The following is a 25,317-nucleotide window of genomic DNA, read 5'->3' on the forward strand; positions in this document are numbered from 1 at the left end:
CAGTCCGGAGGCGCACACACGCTGCTGCAAAGATTCGTCTGCTGCGATATTGCCATCTACCAGTCGGAAGGTGGCAGAACCGTGCAGTGGACGAAACAGAGCGAACAAACTGTGTATGGAAACAGGTGGTTCACGGTCAATCTCGCCGACGTCGAACTGCCCGACGGCCGGCATCTGGACCACTTCCTGATACGGCTGCGGCCCGTCGCCGTGGCCACCGTCGTCAACGACGCCAACGAAGTGCTCCTGCTGTGGCGGCACCGCTTCATCACCGACAGCTGGGGCTGGGAGCTCGCGGCAGGCGTCGTCGAGGACGGCGAGGACATCGCGTACGCGGCGGCACGCGAGATGGAGGAGGAGACCGGGTGGCGGCCGGGCCCGCTGCGGCACCTCATGAGCGTGGAGCCGTCCAACGGCCTCACCGACGCCCGGCACCACATCTACTGGTCCGACGAAGGGACGTACATCGGTCATCCCGAGGACGACTTCGAGTCGGACCGCCGCGAGTGGGTCCCGCTCAAGCTGGTCCCCGACATGGTCTCCCGCGGGGAGGTGCCGGCCGCGAACATGGCCGCGGCCCTGCTCCTCCTCCACCATCTGCGCCTCGGTCAGGACGCGCGCTAGTCAGCGACCGATGGCCTGCCAGACCGCCACGGCGATCGCCGCGACCGCCGCGAGGGCGACGATGGTGGGCAGCGGCCAGCGTGTGTTCTCCAGCGCGGTGACCCTGGCCTCCATGGTCTCCACGTTCTTGGCGGTCTGCTCGTCGTGCTGAGTGAGCAACGCCAGCCGTCCGTCGACGCGGGCGAGCCCCACGTCCAGGCAGCGTCGCAACTCCGCGAGTTCTTCCGGGACCACGGCACTCTCGCCGTCGGTGGCCACGAGACCACTCCTCTCTGTAATGGCGCGTCCCCCCTTCCTCCGCACAGAAAGTGAACTAGCGCGGTGGGCAGGGCGGGAGCGTGTGCGATGGGCATATGCGAGCCCCCGGCGCACACGGTGTGTGAACGCCGCGGGCCCGGCACTCGCAGGAGTGCCGGGCCCGTCGGGTACAGAGAGTGTTCGTACGGGGAGTGAGCCCCGTCAGGCGTACGGCCCGTCAGGCGTACGTGTAGAAGCCCGAGCCGGTCTTCCGGCCGAGCCGCCCCGCGTCCACCATCCGCTGCAGCAGCGGGGGAGCGGCGTACAGCGGCTCCTTGTACTCGGCGTACATGGAGTCGGCGACCGAGGCGACCGTGTCCAGGCCGATCAGGTCGGAGAGCTTGAGCGGGCCCATCGGGTGGGCGCAGCCCAGCTCCATGCCGTTGTCGATGTCCTCACGGCTCGCGATGCCCGACTCGAACATCCGGATCGCGGAGAGCAGGTACGGGATGAGCAGCGCGTTGACCACGAAGCCGGAGCGGTCCTGGGCGCGGATCGCGTGCTTGCCGAGGATCTTCTCGACCACGGCCTGGGCCCGGCTGATGGTGCCCTCTGAGGTGGTCAGCGCGGGGATCAGCTCGACGAGCTGCTGCACCGGCGCCGGGTTGAAGAAGTGGATGCCGATGACCTGGTCGGGACGCGAGGTCGCGACGGCCAGCTTCACCAGCGGGATGGAGGAGGTGTTGGAGGCGAGGATCGCGTCCTGCCGGGTCACCACCTGGTCGAGCACCTGGAAGATCTCCGTCTTGACCTGCTCGTTCTCCACCACGGCCTCGATGACCAGGTCACGGTCGGCGAACTCGCCGAGGTCGGTGGTGAAGCTGAGGCGGTCGAGCGTCGCGTCGCGCTCCTCGTCGGAGATCTTGCCGCGCTCGGCTGCCTTGGAGAGCGAGTTGTAGAGCCGCGTACGCCCGATTTCCAGGGCCTCGCCGGTGGTCTCCGCGACCTTCACGTCCAGTCCGGAGCGGGCGCAGACCTCTGCGATTCCGGCGCCCATCTGGCCACAGCCCACCACTCCGACGCGTGCGATATCGGTCATGGAGTCGGTCACCTCGTGCCTTTCGCTGATCAACGGGGCCGGCAGGTCCCCGTACCCCCGTTTGGATGCGGTGCCTGCCTCGGCCGTGAACGTTACTCCGCAATGAGGGGTCCATGGCGGGCCGGGTCGGGCATGCTGTCCGCAACCGGCAAGGGGTGCCGGTGCACAGCGAGCTCAGGGGGCATGCAGATGAGGCGTATGTCACGTCGGGGTTTCTCGGTGGTGGCCGCGGCGGCGGTGGCCGGCCTGGCGACGGCGGGTGACGCGGCCGCCGCTCCCGACCGGCGACGGAAGAAGAAGCGCGAACTGCGGGGCATGTGGCTGGCGAGCGTCGTCAACCGCGACTGGCCCTCCAAGCCGGGGCTCCCGGCGGCACAGCAGCGCAGCGAGCTCCTGGCCTACCTGGACTCGGCGGCGAGCCGCAGACTCAACGCGGTGGTCTTCCAGGTGCGCCCCACGGCCGACGCCCTGTGGCCCTCGCCGTACGAGCCGTGGTCGGAGTACCTCACCGGGACGCAGGGCAAGGACCCGGGCTGGGACCCGCTGGGCACCGCCGTGCAGGAGGCGCACCGCCGGGGTCTCGAACTGCACGCGTGGTTCAACCCCTTCAGGATCGCCAACCACACCGACCCGTCGCGTCTGGTGGCCACGCACCCCGCGCGGGTGCACCCCGACTGGGTCGTGCCGTACGGAGGGAAGCTCTACTACAACCCGGGCCTGCCCGCGGTGCGGCGCTTCGTCCAGGACGCCATGCTGGACGCCGTCCGCAAGTACCCGATCGACGCGGTGCACTGGGACGACTACTTCTACCCGTATCCCGTCGCGGGCCAGGTCTTCGACGACGACGCGGCCTTCGAGGAGTACGGCGGCGGCTTCCCGGACCGGGCCTCCTGGCGCCGCGACAACATCGACCGGCTGGTGCGCGAGATGTCGGGCCGGGTGAAGAAGGCGCGGCGGCAGACGCAGTTCGGGATCAGCCCCTTCGCGGTCTGGCGCAACATCGCGACCGACCCGACGGGCTCGGACACCCGGGCCGGGGTGCAGACCTACGACGACCTGTACGCCGACACGCGCGGCTGGGTGAAGAAGGGCTGGCTCGACTACATCGTCCCGCAGGTGTACTGGAACATCGGCTTCCCCGCCGCGGACTACGCCAAGCTCATCCCGTGGTGGAACGACGTCGTGCGCGGCACCGGCGTGAACCTCTACATCGGCGAGGCCCTCTACAAGGCCGGCGACCCGGCGCAGCCCGCGGCCTGGCAGGACCCGGCGGAGCTGTCCCGGCACCTCACGTACGCCAAGGGGTTCGACGAGGTGCGCGGGCACATCTACTTCTCGGCGAAGGAAGTCGGCGTCGACAAGATCGGCGCGATGGCGCGGGTGGTCGCCGACCACTACCAGGAGCCGGCGAAGCCACCGCGCGGAGCCATGTGAGCTACTGAGCCGGGTCCTGATGCCGTACGACGGTGTCGGGACCCGGCGACATCAGGGTCTCGTGGCCGTCGTCGAAACGGACGCGGTACGGCGGGCCGCCGTCCGCGCCCAGCACCTCGATGATCTCCGCCGTGCGGTCGCGCTGCCCGACGATCCTGCCGTGCACCAACAGTCGGTCACCTACGGTTGCGCGCATGTGGAGTGCTCCCTCGTCCGCTCTGCGGTCGCGTTCCGTGGCCGTCAGTCTACGACGGGTGGTGGCAGTTGACCCCTGGTGCGGCGTGCCGCGGGTCAGCTCCGGGCCCGCTGGGTGACCGCGATGCAGACGAGGACGGCGGCGGCCGTGAGCGGCGCGGCGACGGTCAGGTGCTCGCCGAGCAGGAACACGGACCAGACCAGGGTCAGCAGCGGCTGGGCGAGCTGCAGCTGGCTGGCCTTGGGGACGCCGATCGCCGCCATGCCCCGGTACCAGACGACCAGGCCGAGGAACTGCGAGCCGATCGCGGCGTACAGCAGCCCGGCCGTGCTGTGCCCGGTGAGCTGGAAGGACTCGTGGGGCAGGGCGACCAGCGCGCCCACGACGTTGAGCGGCAGGCAGAGGATCAGCGCCCAGCCGATGACCTGCCAGCCGGGCATCTCACGGGCCAGCCGACCGCCCTCGGTGTAGCCGGCCGCGCAGATCAGCAGCGCGCCGAAGAGGTAGAGGTCGGCGGCGGTCAGGGCGCCGCCGCTCTGCTGCACGGTGAACGCGATGACGGCGGCGGCCCCGGTGAGCGCCGCGGCCCAGAACGCGCGCGACGGGCGCGCGCCGGTGCGCAGCGCCGAGAGGACGGCGGTCGTGAGGGGGAGCAGGCCGACGACCACGGCGGCGTGCGCGGTGGTGGAGGTCTGCAGGGCGAGCGTGGTGAGCAGTGGAAAACCGACGACGACGCCCGCGCCGACCACCGCGAGCCCCGCCCAGTGGCGGCGGTGCGGGACCGCGACGCGCAGGGCGAGCAGACAGCCGCCCGCGACGAGTGCGGCGAGCACGCCGCGCAGGGTGACGAAGCTCCAGGGCCCGATGCCTTCGAGGCCCCAGGCGGTCGAGGGGAAGGTGAGGGAGAAGGCGGTGACGCCGAGGGCGGCCATGACGGTGCCGGCGCGGCGGGTACCGGAGGGGCGGGCCGGCCGGGGAGTCTCCGCGGGGGCCGGGACCGCTATCCGGGTCGGGCGAGTAGCGCTATCCTGTGCTGTCATGCATGACAGTAGCAGCGTGGCTGAACTGGCGAAAAGTCTGCGGAGCGAGCTGGACCGCTACTCACCGGGTGGAAAGCTGCCGTCGAGCCGGTCGCTCGTCGAACGGTTCAGGGTGAGCCCGGTGACCGTGTCGCGGGCGCTGGCGCAGCTCGCCGCCGAAGGGCTCGTCGTCACCCGGCCCGGCGCGGGCGTCTTCCGCGCGGAACCGGCGGCGGCCGCCGCACCCGCCGAGGACACCTCGTGGCAGGAGGTGACGCTGAGCGCCGACGCCGCGGCCGAACTCGTGCCGCGCTCGGTCGACGCCTCCGGGGTCCTGGCCACCCTCGCCGCGCCGGCGCCGGGCATCATCGAGTTCAACGGCGGCTATCTGAACCCCGCGCTGCAGCCCGAGCGGGCGATGGCGGCGGCCCTCGCGCGGGCGGGGCGGCGGCCCGGCGCGTGGGGGCGGCCGCCCGTCGACGGCCTGCCCGAGCTGCGCGAGTGGTTCGCCCGGGGGATCGGCGGCGCGATCACGGCCGCCGAAGTGCTGATCACGGCGGGCGGCCAGAGCGCGCTGACGACGGCCCTGCGGGCGCTCGCCCCGCCCGGCGCCCCTGTCCTCGTCGAGTCCCCGACGTATCCGGGCATGCTGGCGATCGCGCGGGCGGCGGGGCTGCGGCCGGTGCCGGTGCCGGTCGACACCGACGGGGTGCGGCCCCAGCTCCTGGCGGCCGCTTTCCGGGCGACGGGCGCCCGGGTCTTCGTCTGCCAGCCGCTGTTCCAGAACCCGACCGGTGCCGTGCTCTCCGCCGAGCGCCGCCCCGAGGTCCTGCGGATCGCCCGCGAGGCGGGTGCCTTCGTCATCGAGGACGACTTCGTGCGCCGCCTCGTCCACGAGGACGCCGGGCCGCTGCCGCGCCCGCTCTCGGCCGACGACCACGACGGCGTCGTCGTCCACGTCTGCTCGCTCACCAAGGCCACCTCGCCGAGCTTCCGCGTCAGCGCGCTCGCCGCCCGCGGACCGGTCCTCGAACGGCTGCGCGCGATCCAGGTCGTCGACCACTTCTTCGTGCCGCGGCCCCTCCAGGAAGCGGCACTCGAACTGGTGGGCACCCCGGCGTGGCCGCGCCATCTGCGGGCGGTGGCGGGGGAGTTGAAGGAGCGCAGGGACGCGATGGCGGCGGCGCTGCGGCTGCGCCTGCCCGAGTTCACGGTGCCGCACATCCCGGCGGGCGGCTACAACCTGTGGCTGCGGCTGCCCGACGGTGTGGACGAGTCCGCGTTCGCCTCCGCGGCCCTGCGCGCGGGCGTGGCCGTGGCCCCCGGCCGCCCGTACTTCGCGGCCGAACCCCCGGCGGGACACGTCCGGCTGAGCTTCGCGGCGGTCGCCGGAGTGGGGGAGATCACGGAGGGGGTGCGCAGGCTGCGGGTGGCGTGCGACGAGGTACTGGGGTAGCCGTGGACAACCCGTCCCACCAGGCGGAATCCACTCGACTCCACCCCGCGGCGGCTGCGAGGCTCGCCCCATGAACGACAGTGTCACCGTGCCCGACGGTTATGAGATATCCGCCGACCCCGCCCGCATCGACGCCGCCCGCGTCCACCACTGGCTCTCCACCGACGCGTACTGGGCGCTCGGACGCACCCGCGAGAAGCAGGACGCGGCGATCGCCGGATCGATCAACTTCGGGGTGTACGAGGCGGGTTCGGGGGAGCAGGTCGCGTACGCCCGCGTGGTGACCGACCGGGCCACCTTCGCCTGGCTCTGCGACGTGTACGTCTCGCCGGACGTGCGCGGCAAGGGCCTCGGTGTCGCGCTCGTCGACGCGGTCTGCGCGCACTTGGAGCCGTACGGCGTGCGGCGGACCCTGCTCGCCACGGGGGACGCGCACGGGGTCTACGAGAAGCTCGGCTTCAAGGCCCTGGAGGCCCCGGAGAAGTGGATGGCGCGCGGCACACAGTGAGTCACTGCGTCCGCCGGTACTCCGTGACGAGCAGCAGGTCCTTCGCCGGGCCGCCGACCCGCCACCGGGCGCGCCAGCGGTCCGCGTCGACCACCTCGAACTCGCCGCGGTAGAGGTCGCGTGCGCAGGGGTGGTCCGCCGTCCAGCGGCCCGTGCGCAGGTCGAGGTCGTGGAAGAAGCGGCCGTCGGCGAACTCCACGCGGGCCGTGCCCGCCTCCTCGCCGGGCAGGAACCGCAGTGTGCGCTCGGCGGGGCGTGCGACACCGTGCCAGGTGAAGGTGCCGGACTCGTGGTGGAGGAGGCCGCCGGTGCCCGGGGCGGGCAGCGGCGAGAAGAGCGTCGTACCGGTGAAGCGGCCCTCGGAGCCGTCCGCGAGGTCGCGGACCGTACGCTCGACGCGCCACTCGCCCGCGAGATGGGCCAGGACGTCCGGCACGGGACGGAACACCGGGACGGCACCGCTCGCGGCGCCGTCGGTGTTCTCGTCGGGAAAGGGCATACCCGCAGGTTACGCGCCCCTACTTGTCCACGGCCGCCAGGCTGCGCTCGTCGTACCGCGTGCCCGCCACCCGGCCCGCGGGCGCCGCCGCGTCGATCGCGGCGAGCTCGTCGGCCGACAGCTCGATCGCGACGGCTCCGACGTTCTCCTCCAGGTACTTCTCGCGGCGCGTGCCCGGGATCGGCACCACGTCGGCACCCCGGTGCTGCACCCAGGCGAGCGCGAGCTGCCCCGCGGTGACGCCCTTCTCGGCGGCGAGCGCGTCCAGGGTCTCCACGATGGACAGGTTCCGCTCCAGGTTGCCGTCGGCGAAGCGGGGCTGGGTGCGGCGCAGGTCGTCCTGCGGCAGTCCGTCGAGCGAGGTGTAGCGGCCGGTGAGGAAGCCGCGCCCGAGCGGCGAGAACGGCACGAGGCCGATGCCGAGCTCGCGGCAGACCGGCGCGATCTCCGCCTCCAGGTCCCTGGTCCACAGCGACCACTCGCTCTGCAGCGCGGCGATCGGGTGCACGGCGTGCGCCCGCCGGAGGGTGCGCGCACTGGCCTCGGAGAGCCCGAGGTGGCGCACCTTGCCCGCCCGGACCAGCTCGGCCATCGCGCCGACGGTCTCCTCGATCGGCACGCTCGGGTCCACGCGGTGCTGGTAGTACAGGTCGATGTGGTCGACGCCGAGGCGGCGGAGCGAGGCGTCACAGGCCTCGCGCACGTACGCCGCGTCGCCCCGGATGAGGGTGGGCTCGCCGAGCCGGTTGGCGAAGCCGAACTTGGTGGCGATCACGGCCTGTTCGCGCCGCGGGCCCGCGAGGGCGCGGCCGATGAGCTGTTCGTTGTGGCCGCCGCCGTAGAAGTCGGAGGTGTCGAGGAGGGTGACGCCGAGGTCGAGGGCGCGGTGGATCGTCGCGATGGACTGCGCGTCGTCCGACGTGCCGTAGCCGTGGCTCATCCCCATGCAGCCGAGGCCCTGGGCGGAGACGGTCAGCGCGCCGAGCCGGCGCGTGGGAAGGCTGGTCATGGTGGTACCTCCTGGGGTGTGCCCGGTGATCGGCTCCGACCCTAGGAGCTGGAGTGGACTCCAGGTCAAGGCGGTTCGGGCGCGGGACAGGAGCGTGCGTACGGGGGCTTTCCCCAGGGGGATTCGGCCCGGTAGCCCGATGGTTCGGGGGCGTGCCGGTTCCTAGCGTGGAGATCGTCTTCCTGTTGCCCCCCCTCGCCGAACCAGGTCGCCCCCTTCCGAACCACATCCAAGGAGCACGATGCGCGTCGCGTCAGCAGTCACCGCGGGTCTGGGACTCGTCGGGTTACTCGCGAGCGGAGTGGCCGCCGCGGCCCCGCCCGGGGACGGGGACCCGAAGAAGCCACGTCAGACCCTCAGTTGGGGCCGCTGCCCGGCGGACCAGAAGGAGCTGATCGAGGCGGGCGCGCAGTGCGCGAAGGTGACCGTGCCGCTGGACCACGCCGATCCCGGCGGCCGCACCATCAAGATCGCCATCTCGCGCGTCAAGGCGAAGTCGCCGGGTGAGCGACGCGGCATCCTGCTCTCCAACCCGGGCGGACCGGGCGGCACGGGCCTCGCCAACACCCTCGCACTGCGGCCCGCGCTGAAGGACGTGGCGGACCGCTACGACCTGATCGGCTTCGACCCCCGCTTCCTCGGTGAGAGCACCCCGATCACCTGCGGCGAGGCCCCGCGGCCCGCCCCGCCCCCCGAGACCACGACCCCGCGCCGCGACTTCGAGGACTCGGTGCGGTCCGCACGCGACACCGCGCGCCGCTGCCAGGAGCACGGCGACAACGCCGAACTGCTCCCGCACGCCTCGACCAGGAACGTCGCACGCGACATGGACGCCGTCCGGGCGGCGCTCGGCGAGCCCACGCTGTCGTACTACGGCATCTCGTACGGAGCCGACCTGGGCGCTGTCTACACCCAGCTGTTCCCGCGCCGGGCCGACCGGATCGTCCTGGACTCCTCGACCGACCCGGCGGCCACGCAGTACGAACTGTTCCAGCGGTCGGGGGCTCCTGCGGAAGCCGCGCTGCGGGGCCAAGTACGCGCGGATGTCCGTAAGTTGCTGGGGCGGGCCGAGCGGCGCCCCATCGCCGTCAAGGGGCTGCGCCTGACCGCGCCGCTCCTGCGGATGATCTTCAAGCAGCTCGTCCAGCACGAGGAGTACGACCCTCAACTGGAGGCCGTCGTGGCCGACTTGAAGAAGGCCGCGGCGGGCGAAGAGGTCGAGCCGGGCCCCGCGCTCGGCGGGCTCCTGGAACTCCTCTCCTCGCCCGGCCTTGCGGACAGCATGGTGGGCGGCGCGATCTTCATGTGCGGCGACGGGGGCTGGCCCGCGGGCGGCTGGCCCGAGAACCCGGCGACGTACTGGAAGAACATGCAGCGCAGCCGCGCCACCCAGCCGGTCTTCGGGCCGTACGTCAACGGAATGATCGCCCCGTGCGCGTTCTGGGGGAGCGAGCCCCGCGAACCCGGCACGAAGATCGGCAACGACGTGCCCGCCCTGCTGCTGCAGGCCCGCCACGACAACAACGTCCCGTACGAAGGCGCTCTCGCCCTGCACGAGAAGCTCACCGGATCCCGCCTCGTGACGGCCGACATCCGCTCGCACGGCGTCTACGGGCGCGGCACCGACGGCCTCACCCCCGTCCCCTGCGCCGACGAGGCCGTCAACACCTACCTGCGCGACGGCGAACTGCCCGCCACGGACATCACCTGCACGAAGACCGACCGGAAGGCGGAGAGGACCCGATGACGGAGATCAGCAGGCGCACCGGCCTCGTGGCCACCGCGGCGGCACTGTTCACGGGAGCGTCCGGAACGGCCGCCGACGCCGCGCCCTCCGCGCCCTCCGCGCCCGCCTCGCGCAGGAGCACCCTCCAGCGTGGCGTCGACGCGATCCACGCGACCGGCGTGACTGGTGTCATCGCCGAGGTGCAGAGCGCGCACGGCCACACCACCGCTCGCGCGGGCGTCGCCGACCTCGGCGGGAAAGGCCCCGTACCCGAGGACGCGTACTACCGCATCGGCAGCGACACCAAGACGTTCACTGCGACCGTCGTCCTCCAGCTCGTCGGCGAAGGGCGGCTGAGGCTCACCGACACCGTCGAGCGGTGGCTGCCCGGCACGATCCGCGGCCACGGCAACGACGGCCGCCGGATCACCGTCACCAACCTGCTGCGGCAGACCAGCGGACTCAACGACTACATCACCGCGGACAGCGGCGACTTCACCCCGGACGCCTACCGGCGCAACCGCTTCCGTTCCCAGTCGCCGAAGGAGCAGCTGACGGTGGCCCTGAGCACGCCACCGCGGTGGCTGCCCGACGCCGACGACCCGGCCGGGGAGCGGCGCTGGTCGTACTCCAACACCAACTACGTCGTCGCCGGGATGGTCGTCGAGGCGGTCACCGGACACCCCTGGGCTCAGGAGGTCCACGAGCGGATCATCGAACCGCTCGGTCTGCGCGCCACCTTCACCCCCGGTACCTCTCCGTACGTGCCGCGGCCGACGGCCACCGGCTACACGTACTTCCCGCAGGAGACCCGCCCCACGGAGACCACCCTCGGCTTCGGTGGGGGAGCGGACGGCTGCCTCATCTCCACCACCCACGACCACGGCGTCTTCCTGCGCGCCCTGCTCGGCGGGCGGCTGCTGCGCCCGGCGCAGCTCGCGGCGATGAAGAGGACCGTGCCGGTGCGGGACTGGGTCCCGGCCGACGGGGTCCGCTACGGCCTGGGCATCGCCTGGCGTCCCGTCGCCGGGCGCGCGGACGGCGTCTGGTTCCACGGCGGGACCAGCCTCGGCTGCGTCAGCGAGTGCGGCGTGACCTCGGACGGCGCCACGGCCGTGACCAGCGCGGCCTTCACCCTGCGTCTCGACGACGCCCGGGCGAACGAGGCGCAGGCGCGCGCGACGCTCCGGATGGTCGACTCGGCGTTGCGGCGCGGGGGCGGTTCGTAGCACCCGGCAGCCGTGTCGCCGCCAGCGCGCCGAGTGCCGCCACCGCCGCCAGGACCGTCAGCGTCGGGGTCATCGCGGAGAGGAACGCGTCGTCGGGCCAGTGGGGGTCATGCCCCTGCGGGCGGTCCGTGGGGGAGGTGAGGGCTGTCATCAGGGTGGTCGCCGCGGCGATGCCCACGGTGGGGCCCACGTTCATCGCCGTCTGCTGGAGGCCGCCGGCCACACCGGCGTCGGCCACCGGGGCATGGCGTACGACGACGGCCGTCGCGGCCACCATCACCGTGCCGAATCCGGCCCCCACGAGGGTGAACGCGACGCCGGTCGCGAGCGGCCCCGACGACCTGTCCAGCCGGGACAGGGCCAGTACGCCGAGGGCGAGCACCGCCATCGCCGCCGTGACCGTCCGCCGCGGCCCCTGCCGCCGCAGCAGCACGGCGGCGAGCGGCGCGCCCACCACCATCATCACGGCGAGCGGCAGCGCCCTCAGCGCACTGTGCAGCGGGTCGAGCCCCAGCACGTCCTGGAGGAAGTACGTCCCGACGAAGAGCGCACCGAACATCGCCGCGGACGCCGCGACGAGAATGCCGAGCGCGGGGCCGACCGCGGCGGCACCGAGCAGGCGGGGCGGCACCAGCGGGCTCGCCGCACGCCGTTCGTGCCGGACGAACGCGCCGCCCGCGACGACCGCCGCCAGGAGCCCCGCCGCCGTCGCCGCCGTCCAGCCCTGATCCGGCACGGCGACCAGCGCGTGCACGAGACAGGCCAGCGCCACCGCGAGGAGCCCGGCACCCGGCAGGTCGAGCCCGGGTGCGGGTGCGCCGCCCCCGTCCCGCGCCGTCGGGACGCGTACCGCCAGCGCCAGTACGCCGATCAGGAGCGCGGGCACCACGCTGAGGAAGAACACGGAGCGCCAGCCCAGCTGGGTGGCGAGCGCGCCGCCCAGCACCGGACCGGCCGCCGCCGAGAGACCGATCGCGCTCGTCCTCAACGCGATCGGCATCCCGAGCCGGTCCGCAGGGAACGCGGCCCGCAGCATGCCGAGCGTCGCAGGCTGCAGCAACGCCCCGAAGACCCCTTGGGCGACGCGTAGCGCGATCACCCAGCCGACGCCGGACGCGAGGCCGACCCCCGCCGACGCGGCGGCGAAGCCGAGTGTCCCGACGGCGAAGACCCGCCGGTGCCCGTACCGGTCGCCGAGCCGCCCGGCGAAGACGAGCAGGCTCGCCACGGCGATCAGATAACCGGTGCTCGTCCACTGGACCTGTGCGAACGAGGCGTCCAGATCGCGTTGCAGTGCGGGCTGGACGACCGTCAGCGCCGTGCCGTCCAGCGCGACGACCATCGCGCCGACGACGCTGCAGGCGAGGGTGAGGTGCCGCCGACCCGTCGACGGCGCGGGCGTCGCGGGTGGCCCCGCCTGCGTCTCCGTGGCGGTCGTCACGCCTCCTCCGGTCCGAGATGCGCCTCCAGCGCCGCGTCGAGCAGCGCCTCCACGTCCTCGGCGCCCGTGGCGAGGCGCAGGCTGCCCCATCCCCACAGCTGGGCGATGCCGTGCAGATTCGCCCAAAGCGCGCCCGCGACGACCCGTGCTCCCGCGCCGGTGGCGGGGCGGGCCTCGGCGACGAGTCCGGCCAGGGTCTCGAAGAGGGGCAGGCTGGTCTCGCGCAGGCCGAGCTGGTTGCTCTCCAGCAGGTCGTGGCGGAACATCAGCTCGAACATCCCGCGGTGGGCGGCGGCGAACCCGAGGTAGGCGCGGCTCAGCGCCTTCAGCCGCGTCCGCGCGTCCTGGTCTGCCCCGTCCGTCAGAGCCCGCGCCGCATCGGCCGCCAGCTCCTCGAAGCCCCGCCGCGCGATCGCGGACAGCAGCGACACATGCGTGGGGAAGTACCGCCGGGGCGCACCGTGCGAGACCCCCGCCCCGCGCGCGATCTCCCGCAGCGACAGCGCCTGCACGCCTCGCGTCGCCACCAGCTCGACGCCCACGTCGACCAGCCGGGCTCGCAGCCCGGTCTCCTGCTCAGTCTGTTCGGCCATAGACAGTGTCTACTACGTATCGGTAGACACTGTCTACCGAACGGCCGCCTGGATGTAGACGGTGTCTACAGAGATCGGGCCCCTAGGCCCTGTCCTTCAGGGGGGAGGTAGGAGATATCTTGATGTCGAGCAATGTTGCAGACGCGGAGCGGAGCACCCGGTGACTGACTCGACCATCATCTACACCCACACTGACGAGGCCCCGGCCCTGGCGACCCATTCGTTCTTGCCGGTGGTCCAGGCCTACGCCTCGACGGCCGGTGTCGGCGTGGAGACCCGCGACATCTCGCTCGCGGGGCGCATCATCGCGAGCTTCCCGGAGCGTCTCGAGGAGAGCCAGCGCATCTCCGACGCCCTCGCCGAGCTCGGCGAGCTGGCCAAGACGCCCGGCGCGAACATCATCAAGCTGCCCAACATCTCGGCCTCGATCCCGCAGCTGAAGGCCGCGATCGCCGAGCTGCAGGGCCAGGGCTACGCGCTCCCGGACTACCCGGACGACCCGAAGACCGACGAGGAGCGCGACATCCGCGCCCGCTACGACAAGGTCAAGGGCAGCGCCGTCAACCCGGTCCTGCGCGAGGGCAACTCCGACCGCCGCGCCCCCGCGTCGGTCAAGAACTACGCCAAGGCCCACCCGCACCGCATGGGTGCCTGGACGGCCGACTCGAAGACGAACGTCGCCACCATGGGCGAGAACGACTTCCGCTCGACCGAGAAGTCCGCGGTCATCACCGAGGCCGGTTCGCTGCGCATCGAGCTCGTCGGCGACGACGGCTCCACCACTGTCCTGCGCGAGTCCGTACCGGTCCTCGCGGGCGAGGTCGTCGACGCCTCCGTGATGCGCGTCGCGGCGCTCCGCGAGTTCCTGAAGCAGCAGGTCGCCCGCGCCAAGTCGCAGGGCGTGCTCTTCTCCGTGCACCTCAAGGCCACGATGATGAAGGTCTCCGACCCGATCGTCTTCGGCCACGTGGTCCGCGCCTTCTTCCCGAAGACCTTCGCCGCGCACGGCGAGACCCTCGCCGCCGCCGGCCTGACGCCGAACGACGGCCTGGGCGGCATCTTCAAGGGCCTGGAGTCGCTGCCCGAGGGCGACAAGATCAAGGCGTCCTTCGAGGCCGAGCTGGCCGAGGGCCCCGAGCTCGCCATGGTCGACTCCGACAAGGGCATCACCAACCTGCACGTCCCCAGCGACGTCATCGTCGACGCCTCCATGCCGGCCATGATCCGCACCTCCGGCCACATGTGGGGCCCGGACGGCGAGGAGCACGACACCCTCGCGGTCCTCCCCGACAGCAGCTACGCGGGCATCTACCAGGTCGTCATCGACGACTGCCGCGCCAACGGCGCCTTCGACCCGGCCACGATGGGCTCCGTCCCGAACGTCGGCCTGATGGCGCAGAAGGCCGAGGAGTACGGCAGCCACGACAAGACCTTCGAGGTCCCGACCACGGGCACCGTGCGCGTCGTCGACACCGCGGGCAACGTCGTCCTGGAGCAGACCGTCGCCGCCGGCGACATCTTCCGCATGTGCCAGACCAAGGACGCCCCGGTCCAGGACTGGGTGAAGCTCGCCGTCACCCGCGCCCGCGCCACTGGCACCCCCGCCGTCTTCTGGCTGGACGAGACCCGCGCCCACGACGCCGTGCTCATCGGCAAGGTGCGGCAGTACCTCGCCGACCACGACACCGAGGGCCTGGACATCCGCATCATGTCCCCGGTCGAGGCCACCGCGTTCTCCCTGGAGCGCATCCGCCGCGGCGAGGACACCATCTCCGTCACCGGCAACGTGCTGCGCGACTACCTCACCGACCTGTTCCCGATCCTGGAGCTGGGCACCAGCGCCAAGATGCTGTCGGTCGTCCCGCTGATGAACGGCGGCGGCCTCTTCGAGACGGGCGCCGGCGGCTCCGCCCCGAAGCACGTCCAGCAGCTGGTCAAGGAGAACTACCTGCGCTGGGACAGCCTCGGTGAGTTCCTCGCCCTCGCGGTGAGCTTCGAGCACCTCGCCACCACCACGGGCAACGCCCGCGCGCAGATCCTCGCCGACACCCTGGACCGTGCCACCGCCACGTTCCTGGAGAACGACAAGTCGCCGAGCCGTCGCCTCGGTGGCATCGACAACCGCGGCAGCCACTTCTACCTCGCCCTGTACTGGGCGCAGGAGCTGGCCAAGCAGACCGAGGACACGCAGCTCGCCGAGGCGTTCGCGGCGCTGGCCAAGACGCTGGCCGAGCAGGAGCAGACCATCGTCGACGAGCTCATCGCGGTGCAGGGCTCCCCGGCCGACATCGGCGGCTACTACCAGCCCGACGCGGCCAAGGCCTCCGCGGTCATGCGCCCGTCCGCGACGCTCAACCAGGCGCTGTCGACCCTGAGCTGACGCTCGCACGCGGTCATTGCACGCAGTAAGTGAAGGAGGGGCCTCCCGCCACGTGGCGGGAGGCCCCTCCTTCAGCTGCGTGAACGCTACGAGCGGCGCCGGGGCTTGCCGCGCTTGGCGGGCTTGGGCCGGGCCGCACCGCCCCGCTTGGCCTGTGCGGCCTTCTTGGCGGAGGGCTTGGCCGGAGTCCTCGGCTTGCCCTTGGCCTTGGGCTGCTCGGGGGCCTGCGTACGGCCCCGGGAGCTGTTGACCGTACGGCCCCGGACGATCCCGATGAAGTCCTCGACGAGGTCGGGCGTGGTCTCGGCCTCCGGCCACGACAGGGCGACGCGCGACTCGGGGGCGCCCGTCACCGTGCGGTAGGTGAGGTCCTTGCGGTGGTGCAGACGGGCCAGCGACTGCGGTACGACGAGGAGGCCCACGCCCGCCGCGACCAGGTCCACGGCGTCCGAGGTCGTCGCCGGACGCTCGTACGCGGGCAGGCCGGGCCGGGTCTCCCACTCCAGGGTCTCGTCGAGCGGGTGGAACACCACCTCGTCGGCGAGATCGTCGGGGGACACCTCCTCGACCGCCGCCACGACGTGGTCCTTGGGGACCACGACGACCGTCGTCTCGGTGTAGAGGGGGATCGCGCTGAGGTCCGTGCGGTCGATGGGGAGCCGTACGAAACCGGCGTCGGCGCCGCCCGCGCGCAGCACGTCGGGCGCCTCGGCGGCGGCCACCGGGAGGAGGGCCAGCGGGATGTCGGGCAGTCGCTCGTGCCAGATGCGCACCCATTTGGCGGGCGTCACTCCGGGAACGTAGGCGAGCCGGAACGACGGGGGTACTTCCGAGCCTGTCACCTCGCCAGGCTACCCGGCGTGGTCAGGAGTAGCGCACATGCTCGATACCCTGGTCCCATGACGTCGCACCAGACCACCCAGACCATGAAGCCCGCGACCGCGGCGAAGAAGCTGGGTGTGTACCTCCAGGCCACGCCCGCCGAGTTCCAGGAGGGTGTCGTCTCGCGCAGCGAGCTGAACGCGCTGCAGGCCGACCCGCCCGAGTGGCTCCAGGAACTGCGGCGCAACGGCCCGCACCCCCGCCCCGTGGTCGCCGCCAAGCTCGGCGTCTCCATCGCCGGTCTCGCGCGCGGCGGAGTGACCGAGGCGCTCACCACGGAGCAGATCGACGCGCTGAAGGAGGAGCAGCCCAGCTGGCTGCGCCAGGAGCGCGCCGTGCAGGCCGAGGTGCGCAAGGAGACGGTGCGCATCAAGGAGAAGCAGGCGGAGCAGGCGGAGAAGCGCGCGGCCCGCGCGGACGACTAGCCCGGACGACTGGCCCGGACGGCTGGGGCGGTGGATCAGAGCGGCCGCCTCACGGCCCGCATGGCGTGCCGCGTCTCGCGGTCGACGGCCCAGACGTCCGCCACGGGACCCAGGTGCCCGAGCTTGTCGGGGTTGATGATCAGGCGGATCGCCCGGATCCGTCCGTCGGCCACTTCGAGCGCCAGCGTGTTGAGCACCTTCCCGTCCTGGTCGCGGAAGACCGCTCCGGGCCCGCCGTTCAGCTCCCGCGTCTCCAACGTCACGCCGATCGACATCAGCGCCGGGAAGCTGACGGCGAGCAGCTGCGCGACCTTCTCGGTGCCGGCCACGGTCCTGGACAGCTGCGGGCCCTTGCCGCCGCCGTCGCCGACCATCGTCACGTCGGCGGCGAGCAGCTTCCGCAGGCCGGTGACGTCCCCTTCGCTGAGGGCGTCGAAGAACCGCGACGCCAGTTCCTCCCGCTCCTCGCGGGCCGCCCGGAAGCGCGGCCGGCCCGCCTCCATGTGCCGCCGGGCCCGCACAAGGAGCTGCCGGCACGCCGCCTCGGACCGCTCCACCGCCGCGGCGACCTCGTCGAAGCCGAAGCCGAACACCTCCCGCAGCACGAACACGGCCCGCTCCAGCGGGCTGAGGCGCTCCAGCAGCAGAAGCGCCGCCACCGACACCGATTCGGCCAGCTCCACCGACCGCGCCGGATCCTGATACGGATCGTTCAGCAGCGGCTCGGGGAACCACGGGCCGACGTACTGCTCGCGCCGTACCCGCGCGGAACGCAGCACGTCGATCGAGATCCGTGTCACCGCGGCCGACAGAAAGGCCTTCGTCGACGTGGGCAGGGTCGTCGTGGCGTCGAAGCGCAGCCACGTCTCCTGGACCGCGTCCTCCGCCTCGGTCACGCTGCCGAGAATCCGGTAGGCGATCGAGAACAGCAGCGACCGCAGCTCCTCGAACTCCTCGACCTTGCTCACGTCGACCCCTCGTCTTGACGTCAGTGAACCTGCCCGGGCACGTAGTCGCCCGCAGGCTGCCGGCTGATGACGTTCAGCCGGTTCACCATGTTCATGAAGGAGATGTACACCACCAGGGCGGTGAGCTCCTCCTCGTCGAAGTGCTCGGCGGCCCGCGCCCACACCTCGTCGCTCACCCCGCCGGCCGCGTCGGCGACCCGGGTCCCCTCCTCCGCCAGCTCCAGCGCGGCACGCTCGGCTTCGGTGTAGACCGTGGCCTCCCGCCACGTCGCCACGAGGTGCAGCCGCACCGCGGTCTCGCCCGCCGCGGCGGCGTCCTTGGTGTGCATGTCGGTGCAGCCCGCGCAGCCGTTGATCTGGCTGATCCGGAGCGCCACCAGCTCCCGGGTGGCCGCCGGCAGCGTCGAATCCTGGAGCGTCTGCACACCGGCGAGGAAGTGCTTGATCGCCTTGCCGGCCTTGGGCTGGGTCATGTAGTTCAGTCGCGCGTCCATGGTGGGCTCCTCGGGATCGTCGGTGACCTGCAACCCCGAGACGAGACAGCACCGCGCCCTGTGACACGGCCGGGTGTGACGTGCGTCTCCACCGGGAGAGTTCCGGGCTCCCGAACTCGGCTTCGGTGTTGCCGGCTGCCGGCGGAGATGGCCGAACTCGCCTCCGCCCTACGCTCCTTGCCGACGCCCTACGGCGATCCGAACCGGCGGCCGGGCGTCGGGGCCATGCCCGTCGCCGCGGTGACCCGGCTGTTCCCCCTGCTGAGCGAGAACCCCGCCCGGCCCCCTGCACTGCCCCCCCCCCGGACAGCGGGACACCCTGATGGGCGCGCGGACGGCGCGGGGTTCACGCTTCGGTGGGGGACGTCGCTGATGCCCGGTGGGGCGCCACCGGAGTTGCCGGCAACTCTCGGAGCGCGCGGACGGGGGAGCAGAAGACCGGCAGGAAGGCGCAGGCCAGGCACACCGCGCCTGCCCATACGACGATGCGTACGTTCGCGGCCTCACCGATGAGGCCGGCGAGGGCGGAGCCGACGGCCAGGGCGCCGGTGAGCACGAAGCGGAAGGTGGCGTTCATGCGGCCGAGCAGCGGGTCCGGAGTCAGGTGCTGGCGCAGGGTGACGCCGAGGACGTTGTCGATGCCCGTCTTGGTCATGGCGACCAGCCACCCGGCGCCGGCCACCCACAGCCACAGGCCGGTGTCGACCAGTGCGACGGCCAGTGCGGCGGGTGCGCACCACAGTCCGGCCAGGGCCAGGGTGCGGCCGTGGCCGAGGCGGGCGGCGAGGGGGCGGGCGAGGCGGGCGCCGAGCAGGATGCCCAGGCCGCCGGCTGCCCAGTACAGGCCGAGTGCTCCGGCGGGCAGGTGCAGTTCGCGGGTGAACAGCACCGGCAGCATGGCGTTGATCATCTGTGCGCCGAGGTTGGCGAGGGCCGCGGTGAGCGCCAGGGGCCGCAGCTCCCGGGTGCCGAAGACATGGCGCAGTCCTTCGCTGATCTCGGTTCGCAGCCGGCGCCTGACGGTCGAGGGCTCGGTGCGAGCGTGGTGGCGGGCGATACCGGTGAGGCCGCACGCGGAGGCGAGGTAGGCGAGGGCGCCGCCGAGAATCGCCAGAGGTGCCGTGAGGAGTTGGACCATGAAGCCACCGGCGCCGCGGCCGGCGATGTTGGCGCCGGCCATCAGGCTGACGATGGCGGCGTTCGCCGGCACCAGGCGCTCGCGTCCGACCAGTTCGGGTAGGACGCTCTGCGAGCCGACGTCGAAGAAGACGGTGGCACAGCCGGTCAGCAGCACCACCGCGTACAGCTGCGGCAGCGAGAGCACACCCAGCCACCAGGCGACCGGGATCGAGGCGAGCAACACCGCGCGAACGGCGTCGGCGGCCACCAGCAGACGGCGCCCGGGCAGGCGGTCCACCCACGCGCCCGCGGGCAGTCCGATGAGCAGGAAGGCTGCGGTGGACAGCGCGGCCAGCGCGCCGACCTGGCCGGGGCCGGCGTCGAGCGCGGTGACGGCGAGCAGCGGTATCGCCACATAGCCGACGTTGCTGCCGAGGTGGCTGAGGGCGCTTGCGGCGAAGAGCGTACGGAAGGCGCCCACGCGCCACGGGGAATCAGGGGCTTCGGTCATGCGGCGTACGCTGCGGGACACGCGCGGCTCTCCCCAGAGATTTAGTCTGAGCTAAATGATCGAGATCGAATTCGCCATGGAAGACGTGGCCCGCACCCGCTTCGCGATCTCCCCGCTGTGGGAGGTGGTGGCAAGCGTCCGGGTGCTCAAGGGCGCCGACACACACGGACTGCACCGCACCTGGTCGGATCAGGTACGCCCGCGGCTCGCGTCGGCCGGCCTCGACCTGAGCCCGCTGTTCGACCTCGTCCCGATGCCCGAGCGCTCGCCCTGGGCCGGCCTCGTCCCGGGGTTCATCTGCCCGCCGCCCACGACACCGCTGCCGTCGCTGGAGATCGAGCTGGCCACGGTGCGGGCCATGCCGCCGGCGCTGCTGCACACCACGGCCGGGGTGCCACAGACCCGGCTGGCGGCGCTGCGCGGCAATCCGGCCGCCGAACTCGCACGGCTGGCAGAGGTGATCGAGGCGTACTGGGAGCTGGCGCTGGCCCCGTACTGGTCGCGCATCCTCACCCTGCTGGAGGACGACATCCGCTACCGCGCGGGCCGCCTGGTCGCCGCCGGCGCGCAGCACCTGTTCACCGACCTCGACCCGCAGGTCAGCTGGGCTCAAGGCACCCTGCACCTGGAACACCGCACCGTGCGCGGAGCGCGTCGGCTCGACGGCCGGGGCCTGCTGCTGGTGCCCTCCGCCTTCGTCTGGCCGCGCGTCTTCTCCGTGCTCAAGGAACCGTGGCAGCCGTCGTTGCGCTATCCGCCCCGAGCCGTCGGCACGCTCTGGCACCCCCGGCCCGCGACCGGCCCCGACGCCCTGGCGGGGGTGCTCGGCCGCTCCCGCGCGCTGATCCTGGCCGAGCTGACCGCCCCCGCGTCCACCACCGAACTCGCCCGCCGCACCGGCCTGACCCCCGGCGGCACCTCCCAGCACCTCACAGCCCTGCGCAACGCCGGACTGGTCAGCGCCCACCGCGCGGGCAGGCAGGTCCTGTACGCACGCACCCAAGCCGGCCAGACAGTGACGGAGGCGGCAGGGGCGGACTCACCCGGCATTGCATAAAACTGCGACGGAACGTATAGTCATGCCATCCAAGAGGAGGGTTCCATGAGGGTACGCGCAGCAGTGGCAGGGGCGAGTGGGTACGCGGGCGGCGAGCTGCTGCGTCTGCTGCTCGGTCACCCCGACGTGGAGATCGGCGCCCTCACCGGCAACTCGAACGCGGGCCGGGTACTGGGCGGCCTGCAGCCGCAGCTCGCGCCGCTCGCCGACCGCGTCCTGGAGCCGACCACCGCGGACGTGCTCGCGGGGCATGACGTGGTCTTCCTCGCCCTGCCGCACGGGGAGTCCGCCGCCGTCGCCGAGCAGCTCGGCCCTGACGTCCTCGTCGTGGACATGGGGGCCGACTTCCGGTTGAGGGACGCGGGGGACTGGGAGAAATTCTACGGCAGCCCGCACGCCGGCACCTGGCCCTACGGCCTGCCCGAACTGCCCGGCGCCCGTGCCGCGTTGGCGGGCACCAAGCGCATCGCGGTGCCCGGCTGCTACCCCACCGCCGTCTCGCTCGCCCTCTTCCCCGCGTACGCCGCGGACCTCGTCGAGCCCGAAGCGGTGATCGTCGCGGCATCCGGCACCTCCGGCGCGGGCAAGGCCGCCAAGCCGCACCTCCTCGGCTCGGAGGTCATGGGCAGCATGTCCCCGTACGGGGTGGGCGGCGGCCACCGGCACACCCCCGAGATGATCCAGAACCTGAGCTCCGCCGCGGGCACCCCCGTCAGCGTCTCCTTCACGCCGACCCTCGCCCCGATGTCCCGCGGCATCCTCGCCACCTGCAGCGCGAAGGCCAAGCCGGGCGTCACCGCCGAGTCCGTGCGACAGACGTACGCGAAGGCGTTCGCCGACGAGCCGTTCGTGCGGCTGCTCCCCGAAGGGCAGTGGCCCGCCACCGCCTCCGTATACGGGTCGAACGCGGTGCAGCTCCAGGTCGCGTACGACGAGGCGGCCGGCCGCGTGATCGTCGTCAGCGCCATCGACAACCTGACCAAGGGCACCGCGGGCGGCGCCCTCCAAAGCATGAACATCGCCCTCGGCCTCGACGAGACCACCGGGCTCACTACGATCGGAGTAGCGCCGTGAGTGTGACGGCAGCCAAGGGATTCACGGCCGCGGGCATCGCCGCCGGAATCAAGGAGAACGGCAACCCGGACCTGGCCCTCGTGGCCAACACCGGGCCCCGCCTGGCCGCCGCGGGCGTCTTCACCTCCAACCGCGTCAAGGCCGCCCCGGTCCTGTGGTCGGAGCAGGTCCTCAAGGGCGGCCTCGTCTCCGCCGTCGTCCTCAACTCCGGTGGCGCCAACGCCTGTACGGGTCCCCGGGGCTTCCAGGACACGCACGCCACCGCCGAGAAGGTGGCCGACGTCCTGTCCGTGAACGCCGGTGAGGTCGCCGTCGCCTCGACCGGGCTCATCGGCGTGACCCTCCCCATGGACAAGCTGCTGCCGGGCGTCGAGAAGGCCGCAGGTGAGCTCTCCGCGCACGGCGGCGAGAAGGCCGCCATCGCCATCAAGACCACCGACAGCGTGCACAAGACGTCCGTGGTCACCAAGGACGGCTGGACCGTCGGCGGCATGGCCAAGGGCGCGGGCATGCTCGCCCCCGGCCTCGCCACGATGCTCGTCGTCCTGACCACGGACGCCGACCTCGAAGCCGACGTCCTGGACCGCGCCCTGCGCGACGCCACCCGGCTCACCTTCGACCGCGTCGACTCCGACGGCTGCATGTCCACCAACGACACGGTGCTGCTGCTCGCCTCGGGCGCCGCCGAAGTCACCCCCGAGTACGCCGAGTTCGCCGAGGCCGTCCGCGAGGTCTGCGCCGACCTCGGACGGCAGCTCATCGGCGACGCCGAGGGCGCCAGCAAGGACATCAGGGTCGACGTCGTGAACGCCGCGAGCGAGGCCGACGCCGTCGAGGTGGGCCGCTCCATCGCCCGCAACAACCTCCTCAAGTGCGCCCTGCACGGCGAGGACCCCAACTGGGGCCGCGTGCTCTCCGCCATCGGCACCACCTCCGCCGCCTTCGACCCCGACCGGCTGAACGTCGCCATCAACGGCGTCTGGGTCTGCAAGAACGGCTCCGTCGGCGAGGACCGCGACCTCGTCGACATGCGCTACCGCGAGGTCGTCATCACCGCCGACCTCGCGGCCGGTGACGAGACCGCGACGATCTGGACCAACGACCTCACCGCGGACTACGTCCACGAGAACAGCGCGTACTCCTCATGAGCAAAGACCCCGGCGGCCAGCCCACCGCCCGCAAACACACCGCGCTCCCCAAGGCCCAGATCCTCATCGAGGCGCTGCCCTGGCTCACCCGGCACCGCGGCAAGACCGTCGTCATCAAGTTCGGCGGCAACGCCATGGTCGACGAGGAGCTGAAGGCCGCCTTCGCGCAGGACGTCGTCTTCCTGCACCACGCGGGCCTCAAGCCCGTCGTCGTGCACGGCGGCGGACCGCAGATCAGCAAGGCCCTCGACCGGCACGGCATCATCAGCGAGTTCAAGGCGGGCCTGCGCGTCACCACCGAGGACGCCATGGACGTCGTACGCATGGTGCTCGCCGGACAGGTGCAGCGCGAGCTCGTCGGGCTGCTCAACCGGCACGGCCCGCTCGCCGTCGGCCTCACCGGCGAGGACGCCCACACCATCACCGCCACCAAGCACCGGCCCCGCATCGAGGGCGAGCTGGTCGACATCGGCCGGGTCGGCGAGATCACCGAGATCGACACCGGCGCCATCGAGGCGCTGCTCGCCGACGGCCGCATCCCGGTCGTCTCCTCGATCGCCCGTTCCCAGGACGATCACCATGTCTACAACGTCAATGCTGATACGGCGGCTTCGGCACTCGCTGCGGCGCTTGATGCCGAGACCCTGATGGTCCTCACCGACGTCGAGGGCCTCTACGAGGACTGGCCCAACAGCGACGAGGTGATCAGCCGCCTCACCGCGAAGGAGCTGGAGAAGCTCCTGCCGGAGCTGGCCAGCGGCATGGTCCCGAAGATGGAGGGCTGTCTGCACGCCGTGCGCAACGGCGTCGAGACGGCCCGCGTCATCGACGGCCGCGTCCAGCACTCGATCCTGCTGGAGATCTTCACCGACGAAGGCATCGGCACAATGGTCGTGCCCGACCAGGACGACAGCACCACCGACGACACCACGACCGACGACAGCATCACCCACGACAGCATCACCGACACGAAGGGGGAGTCATGAGCAACCAGGAGCTGACCGCGCGCTGGCAGGGCGCGCTGATGGACAACTACGGCACGCCCCGGCTGCCCCTCGTGCGCGGCGCGGGCACCAAGCTGTGGGACGCCGACGGCAAGGAGTACCTCGACTTCGTCGGCGGCATCGCGGTCAACGCCCTCGGCCACGCCCACCCGGCGCTCGTCGAGGCCGTGAGCACCCAGATCGGTGCCCTCGGCCACGTGTCGAACCTCTTCGTCGCCGAGCCGCCCGTCGCGCTCGCCGAGAAGCTGCTCGGACTCTTCGGGCGCGAGGGCCGGGTGTACTTCTGCAACTCCGGCGCCGAGGCCAACGAAGGCGCGTTCAAGCTCGGCCGGCTGACCGGCCGCCCGCACATGGTCGCCACCCAGGGCGGCTTCCACGGCCGCACCATGGGGGCGCTCGCCCTCACCGGCCAGCCCGGCAAGCAGGAGCCGTTCCTGCCGCTGCCCGGCGACGTCACCCACGTCCCGTACGGCGACGTGGAGGCGCTGCGCGCGGCCGTCACCACCGACACCGCCTTCGTCGTGATCGAGCCGATCCAGGGCGAGAACGGCGTCGTCGTGCCGCCCGCGGGCTACCTCAAGGCGGCCCGGGAGATCACCGAGGCCACCGGCACGCTCCTCGTCCTCGACGAGGTGCAGACCGGAATCGGCCGCACCGGGCAGTGGTTCGAGTACCTGGCGCACGACGGCGTACAGCCGGATGTCGTCACGCTCGCGAAGGGTCTGGGCGGCGGGCTCCCGCTCGGCGCGACCGTCGCGTTCGGCGCCGCCGCGGAACTCTTCAAGCCCGGTCACCACGGCACGACGTTCGGCGGCAACCCCGTCGCGTGCGCCGCGGGCCTCGCCGTCCTGAACACCATCGAGGCCGAGGGCCTCCTGGAGAACACCAAGCGCGCGGGCGAAAAGCTGCGCGACGGAATCGAGTCACAAGGGCACCCGCTGGTACGGCACGTCAGGGGTGCGGGCCTGCTGCTGGGTATCGTGCTCACCGAGCCGCTCGCGCCGCGGGCGCAGCAGGCGGCTCAGGACGCCGGCTTCCTCGTGAACGCGCCCGCCCCCGATGTCGTACGGCTGATGCCGCCGCTGAACGTGCGCGACGACGAGGTGGAGGCGTTCCTGAAGGCACTGCCCGGCATCCTGCACAAGGCCGCCGAGGCCGACGGGGACGGACGATCCGGAGAATGAG

General features: G+C 72.1%; 25 protein-coding genes. 13 read left to right on the forward strand and 12 right to left on the reverse strand.

The window, feature by feature from the left end:
- Positions 1-81: 81 nt before the first annotated feature.
- Positions 82-624, forward strand: coding sequence for an NUDIX hydrolase (locus ACZ7LU_RS27160; protein WP_362993555.1), 543 nt, complete (start codon positions 82-84; stop codon positions 622-624).
- Here the strand turns inward: ACZ7LU_RS27160 and ACZ7LU_RS27165 are convergent, their stop codons facing one another.
- Positions 625-882 (reverse strand): hypothetical protein, encoded by a 258-nt coding sequence (locus ACZ7LU_RS27165; RefSeq protein WP_468092381.1) that lies wholly within the window; start codon positions 880-882, stop codon positions 625-627. It lies immediately after the preceding gene.
- A gap of 217 nt (positions 883-1,099) precedes the next feature.
- Positions 1,100-1,960 carry a 3-hydroxybutyryl-CoA dehydrogenase gene (locus ACZ7LU_RS27170; protein ID WP_398311083.1) on the reverse strand — a complete coding sequence of 287 codons (861 nt, stop codon included), beginning with the start codon at positions 1,958-1,960 and terminating at the stop codon, positions 1,100-1,102.
- A 189-nt stretch (positions 1,961-2,149) separates the two neighbouring features.
- Between ACZ7LU_RS27170 and ACZ7LU_RS27175 the strand changes: the two genes are divergently transcribed.
- A complete protein-coding gene (locus tag ACZ7LU_RS27175; RefSeq protein ID WP_398311080.1) occupies positions 2,150-3,394 on the forward strand; it encodes a glycoside hydrolase family 10 protein in 1,245 nt (414 codons plus the stop codon).
- 1 nt (position 3,395) lies between these two features.
- Here the strand turns inward: ACZ7LU_RS27175 and ACZ7LU_RS27180 are convergent, their stop codons facing one another.
- Together ACZ7LU_RS27180 and ACZ7LU_RS27185 are read right to left on the reverse strand one after the other, a co-directional pair.
- Positions 3,396-3,590 (reverse strand): DUF1918 domain-containing protein, encoded by a 195-nt coding sequence (locus ACZ7LU_RS27180; RefSeq protein ID WP_398311077.1) that lies wholly within the window; start codon positions 3,588-3,590, stop codon positions 3,396-3,398.
- Between the two features lie 95 nt (positions 3,591-3,685).
- Positions 3,686-4,630: a DMT family transporter gene (locus ACZ7LU_RS27185; protein WP_468092386.1), complete on the reverse strand. Its 945-nt coding sequence runs from the start codon at positions 4,628-4,630 to the stop codon at positions 3,686-3,688.
- Here ACZ7LU_RS27185 and ACZ7LU_RS27190 point away from each other — a divergent pair.
- The gene (locus ACZ7LU_RS27190; protein WP_471918261.1) at positions 4,629-6,065 is read left to right on the forward strand and encodes an aminotransferase-like domain-containing protein; all 1,437 of its coding nucleotides are present in this window, start codon (positions 4,629-4,631) and stop codon (positions 6,063-6,065) included. The genes ACZ7LU_RS27185 and ACZ7LU_RS27190 overlap by 2 nt on opposite strands.
- A gap of 70 nt (positions 6,066-6,135) precedes the next feature.
- A complete protein-coding gene (locus ACZ7LU_RS27195; protein ID WP_471918262.1) occupies positions 6,136-6,573 on the forward strand; it encodes a GNAT family N-acetyltransferase in 438 nt (145 codons plus the stop codon).
- A gap of 1 nt (position 6,574) precedes the next feature.
- Here ACZ7LU_RS27195 and ACZ7LU_RS27200 read toward each other — a convergent pair whose 3' ends face one another.
- Complete coding sequence (locus tag ACZ7LU_RS27200) at positions 6,575-7,072, reverse strand: DUF6314 family protein (protein ID WP_471918263.1); 498 nt, start codon at positions 7,070-7,072, stop codon at positions 6,575-6,577.
- Between the two features lie 19 nt (positions 7,073-7,091).
- Positions 7,092-8,081, reverse strand: coding sequence for an aldo/keto reductase (locus tag ACZ7LU_RS27205; RefSeq protein ID WP_470984492.1), 990 nt, complete (start codon positions 8,079-8,081; stop codon positions 7,092-7,094).
- A gap of 241 nt (positions 8,082-8,322) precedes the next feature.
- Between ACZ7LU_RS27205 and ACZ7LU_RS27210 the strand changes: the two genes are divergently transcribed.
- Both ACZ7LU_RS27210 and ACZ7LU_RS27215 read left to right on the forward strand, forming a co-directional pair.
- Positions 8,323-9,828 carry an alpha/beta hydrolase gene (locus ACZ7LU_RS27210; RefSeq protein ID WP_471918264.1) on the forward strand — a complete coding sequence of 502 codons (1,506 nt, stop codon included), beginning with the start codon at positions 8,323-8,325 and terminating at the stop codon, positions 9,826-9,828.
- Positions 9,825-11,036, forward strand: a complete 1,212-nt coding sequence (locus ACZ7LU_RS27215; RefSeq protein ID WP_471918265.1) for a serine hydrolase domain-containing protein — start codon at positions 9,825-9,827, stop codon at positions 11,034-11,036. The genes ACZ7LU_RS27210 and ACZ7LU_RS27215 overlap by 4 nt, the downstream gene beginning before the upstream one ends.
- Here ACZ7LU_RS27215 and ACZ7LU_RS27220 read toward each other — a convergent pair.
- Both ACZ7LU_RS27220 and ACZ7LU_RS27225 read right to left on the reverse strand, forming a co-directional pair.
- Complete coding sequence (locus ACZ7LU_RS27220; protein ID WP_471918367.1) at positions 10,939-12,378, reverse strand: MFS transporter; 1,440 nt, start codon at positions 12,376-12,378, stop codon at positions 10,939-10,941. The genes ACZ7LU_RS27215 and ACZ7LU_RS27220 overlap by 98 nt on opposite strands.
- A gap of 95 nt (positions 12,379-12,473) precedes the next feature.
- Positions 12,474-13,070, reverse strand: coding sequence for a TetR/AcrR family transcriptional regulator (locus tag ACZ7LU_RS27225; protein WP_471918266.1), 597 nt, complete (start codon positions 13,068-13,070; stop codon positions 12,474-12,476).
- A gap of 160 nt (positions 13,071-13,230) precedes the next feature.
- Here ACZ7LU_RS27225 and ACZ7LU_RS27230 point away from each other — a divergent pair, with 160 nt between their 5' ends.
- On the forward strand, positions 13,231-15,450 hold the full coding sequence (locus tag ACZ7LU_RS27230) for an NADP-dependent isocitrate dehydrogenase (RefSeq protein WP_471918267.1): 2,220 nt from the start codon (positions 13,231-13,233) through the stop codon (positions 15,448-15,450).
- A gap of 86 nt (positions 15,451-15,536) precedes the next feature.
- Here ACZ7LU_RS27230 and ACZ7LU_RS27235 read toward each other — a convergent pair whose 3' ends face one another.
- On the reverse strand, positions 15,537-16,292 hold the full coding sequence (locus ACZ7LU_RS27235) for a LysR substrate-binding domain-containing protein (protein WP_471918268.1): 756 nt from the start codon (positions 16,290-16,292) through the stop codon (positions 15,537-15,539).
- Between the two features lie 57 nt (positions 16,293-16,349).
- On the opposite strand from ACZ7LU_RS27235, the gene ACZ7LU_RS27240 reads away from it, so the two are divergent.
- Positions 16,350-16,757: a DUF5997 family protein gene (locus ACZ7LU_RS27240; RefSeq protein WP_468092403.1), complete on the forward strand. Its 408-nt coding sequence runs from the start codon at positions 16,350-16,352 to the stop codon at positions 16,755-16,757.
- Between the two features lie 35 nt (positions 16,758-16,792).
- Here the strand turns inward: ACZ7LU_RS27240 and ACZ7LU_RS27245 are convergent, their stop codons facing one another.
- The 3 genes from ACZ7LU_RS27245 to ACZ7LU_RS27255 all read right to left on the reverse strand — a co-directional run bounded on the left by ACZ7LU_RS27245 (position 16,793) and on the right by ACZ7LU_RS27255 (position 19,849).
- Positions 16,793-17,725: an RNA polymerase sigma-70 factor gene (locus ACZ7LU_RS27245; RefSeq protein WP_471918269.1), complete on the reverse strand. Its 933-nt coding sequence runs from the start codon at positions 17,723-17,725 to the stop codon at positions 16,793-16,795.
- Positions 17,726-17,745: 20 nt separating this feature from the next.
- The gene (locus ACZ7LU_RS27250; RefSeq protein WP_398311278.1) at positions 17,746-18,219 is read right to left on the reverse strand and encodes a carboxymuconolactone decarboxylase family protein; all 474 of its coding nucleotides are present in this window, start codon (positions 18,217-18,219) and stop codon (positions 17,746-17,748) included.
- 346 nt (positions 18,220-18,565) lie between these two features.
- A complete protein-coding gene (locus tag ACZ7LU_RS27255) occupies positions 18,566-19,849 on the reverse strand; it encodes an MFS transporter (RefSeq protein ID WP_471918270.1) in 1,284 nt (427 codons plus the stop codon).
- 55 nt (positions 19,850-19,904) lie between these two features.
- Here ACZ7LU_RS27255 and ACZ7LU_RS27260 point away from each other — a divergent pair, with 55 nt between their 5' ends.
- Genes ACZ7LU_RS27260 through ACZ7LU_RS27280 form a run of 5 tightly spaced genes read left to right on the forward strand, consistent with a single transcriptional unit; the run spans position 19,905 to position 25,316 of the window.
- Positions 19,905-20,906, forward strand: coding sequence for an ArsR/SmtB family transcription factor (locus ACZ7LU_RS27260; protein WP_471918271.1), 1,002 nt, complete (start codon positions 19,905-19,907; stop codon positions 20,904-20,906).
- Between the two features lie 45 nt (positions 20,907-20,951).
- A complete protein-coding gene (gene argC, locus ACZ7LU_RS27265; RefSeq protein WP_471918272.1) occupies positions 20,952-21,980 on the forward strand; it encodes an N-acetyl-gamma-glutamyl-phosphate reductase in 1,029 nt (342 codons plus the stop codon).
- Positions 21,977-23,128, forward strand: coding sequence for a bifunctional glutamate N-acetyltransferase/amino-acid acetyltransferase ArgJ (gene argJ, locus ACZ7LU_RS27270; RefSeq protein ID WP_471918273.1), 1,152 nt, complete (start codon positions 21,977-21,979; stop codon positions 23,126-23,128). Before argC ends, argJ begins: the two co-directional genes overlap by 4 nt.
- Entirely contained in the window at positions 23,125-24,114 is a 990-nt protein-coding gene (gene argB, locus ACZ7LU_RS27275; RefSeq protein WP_471918274.1) for an acetylglutamate kinase, read from the forward strand. Before argJ ends, argB begins: the two co-directional genes overlap by 4 nt.
- Positions 24,111-25,316 (forward strand): acetylornithine transaminase, encoded by a 1,206-nt coding sequence (locus tag ACZ7LU_RS27280; RefSeq protein ID WP_398311026.1) that lies wholly within the window; start codon positions 24,111-24,113, stop codon positions 25,314-25,316. Before argB ends, ACZ7LU_RS27280 begins: the two co-directional genes overlap by 4 nt.
- The last annotated feature ends 1 nt before the right edge of the window (position 25,317 follow it).

The sequence above is a fragment of the Streptomyces sp. NPDC039462 genome (assembly GCF_055639375.1).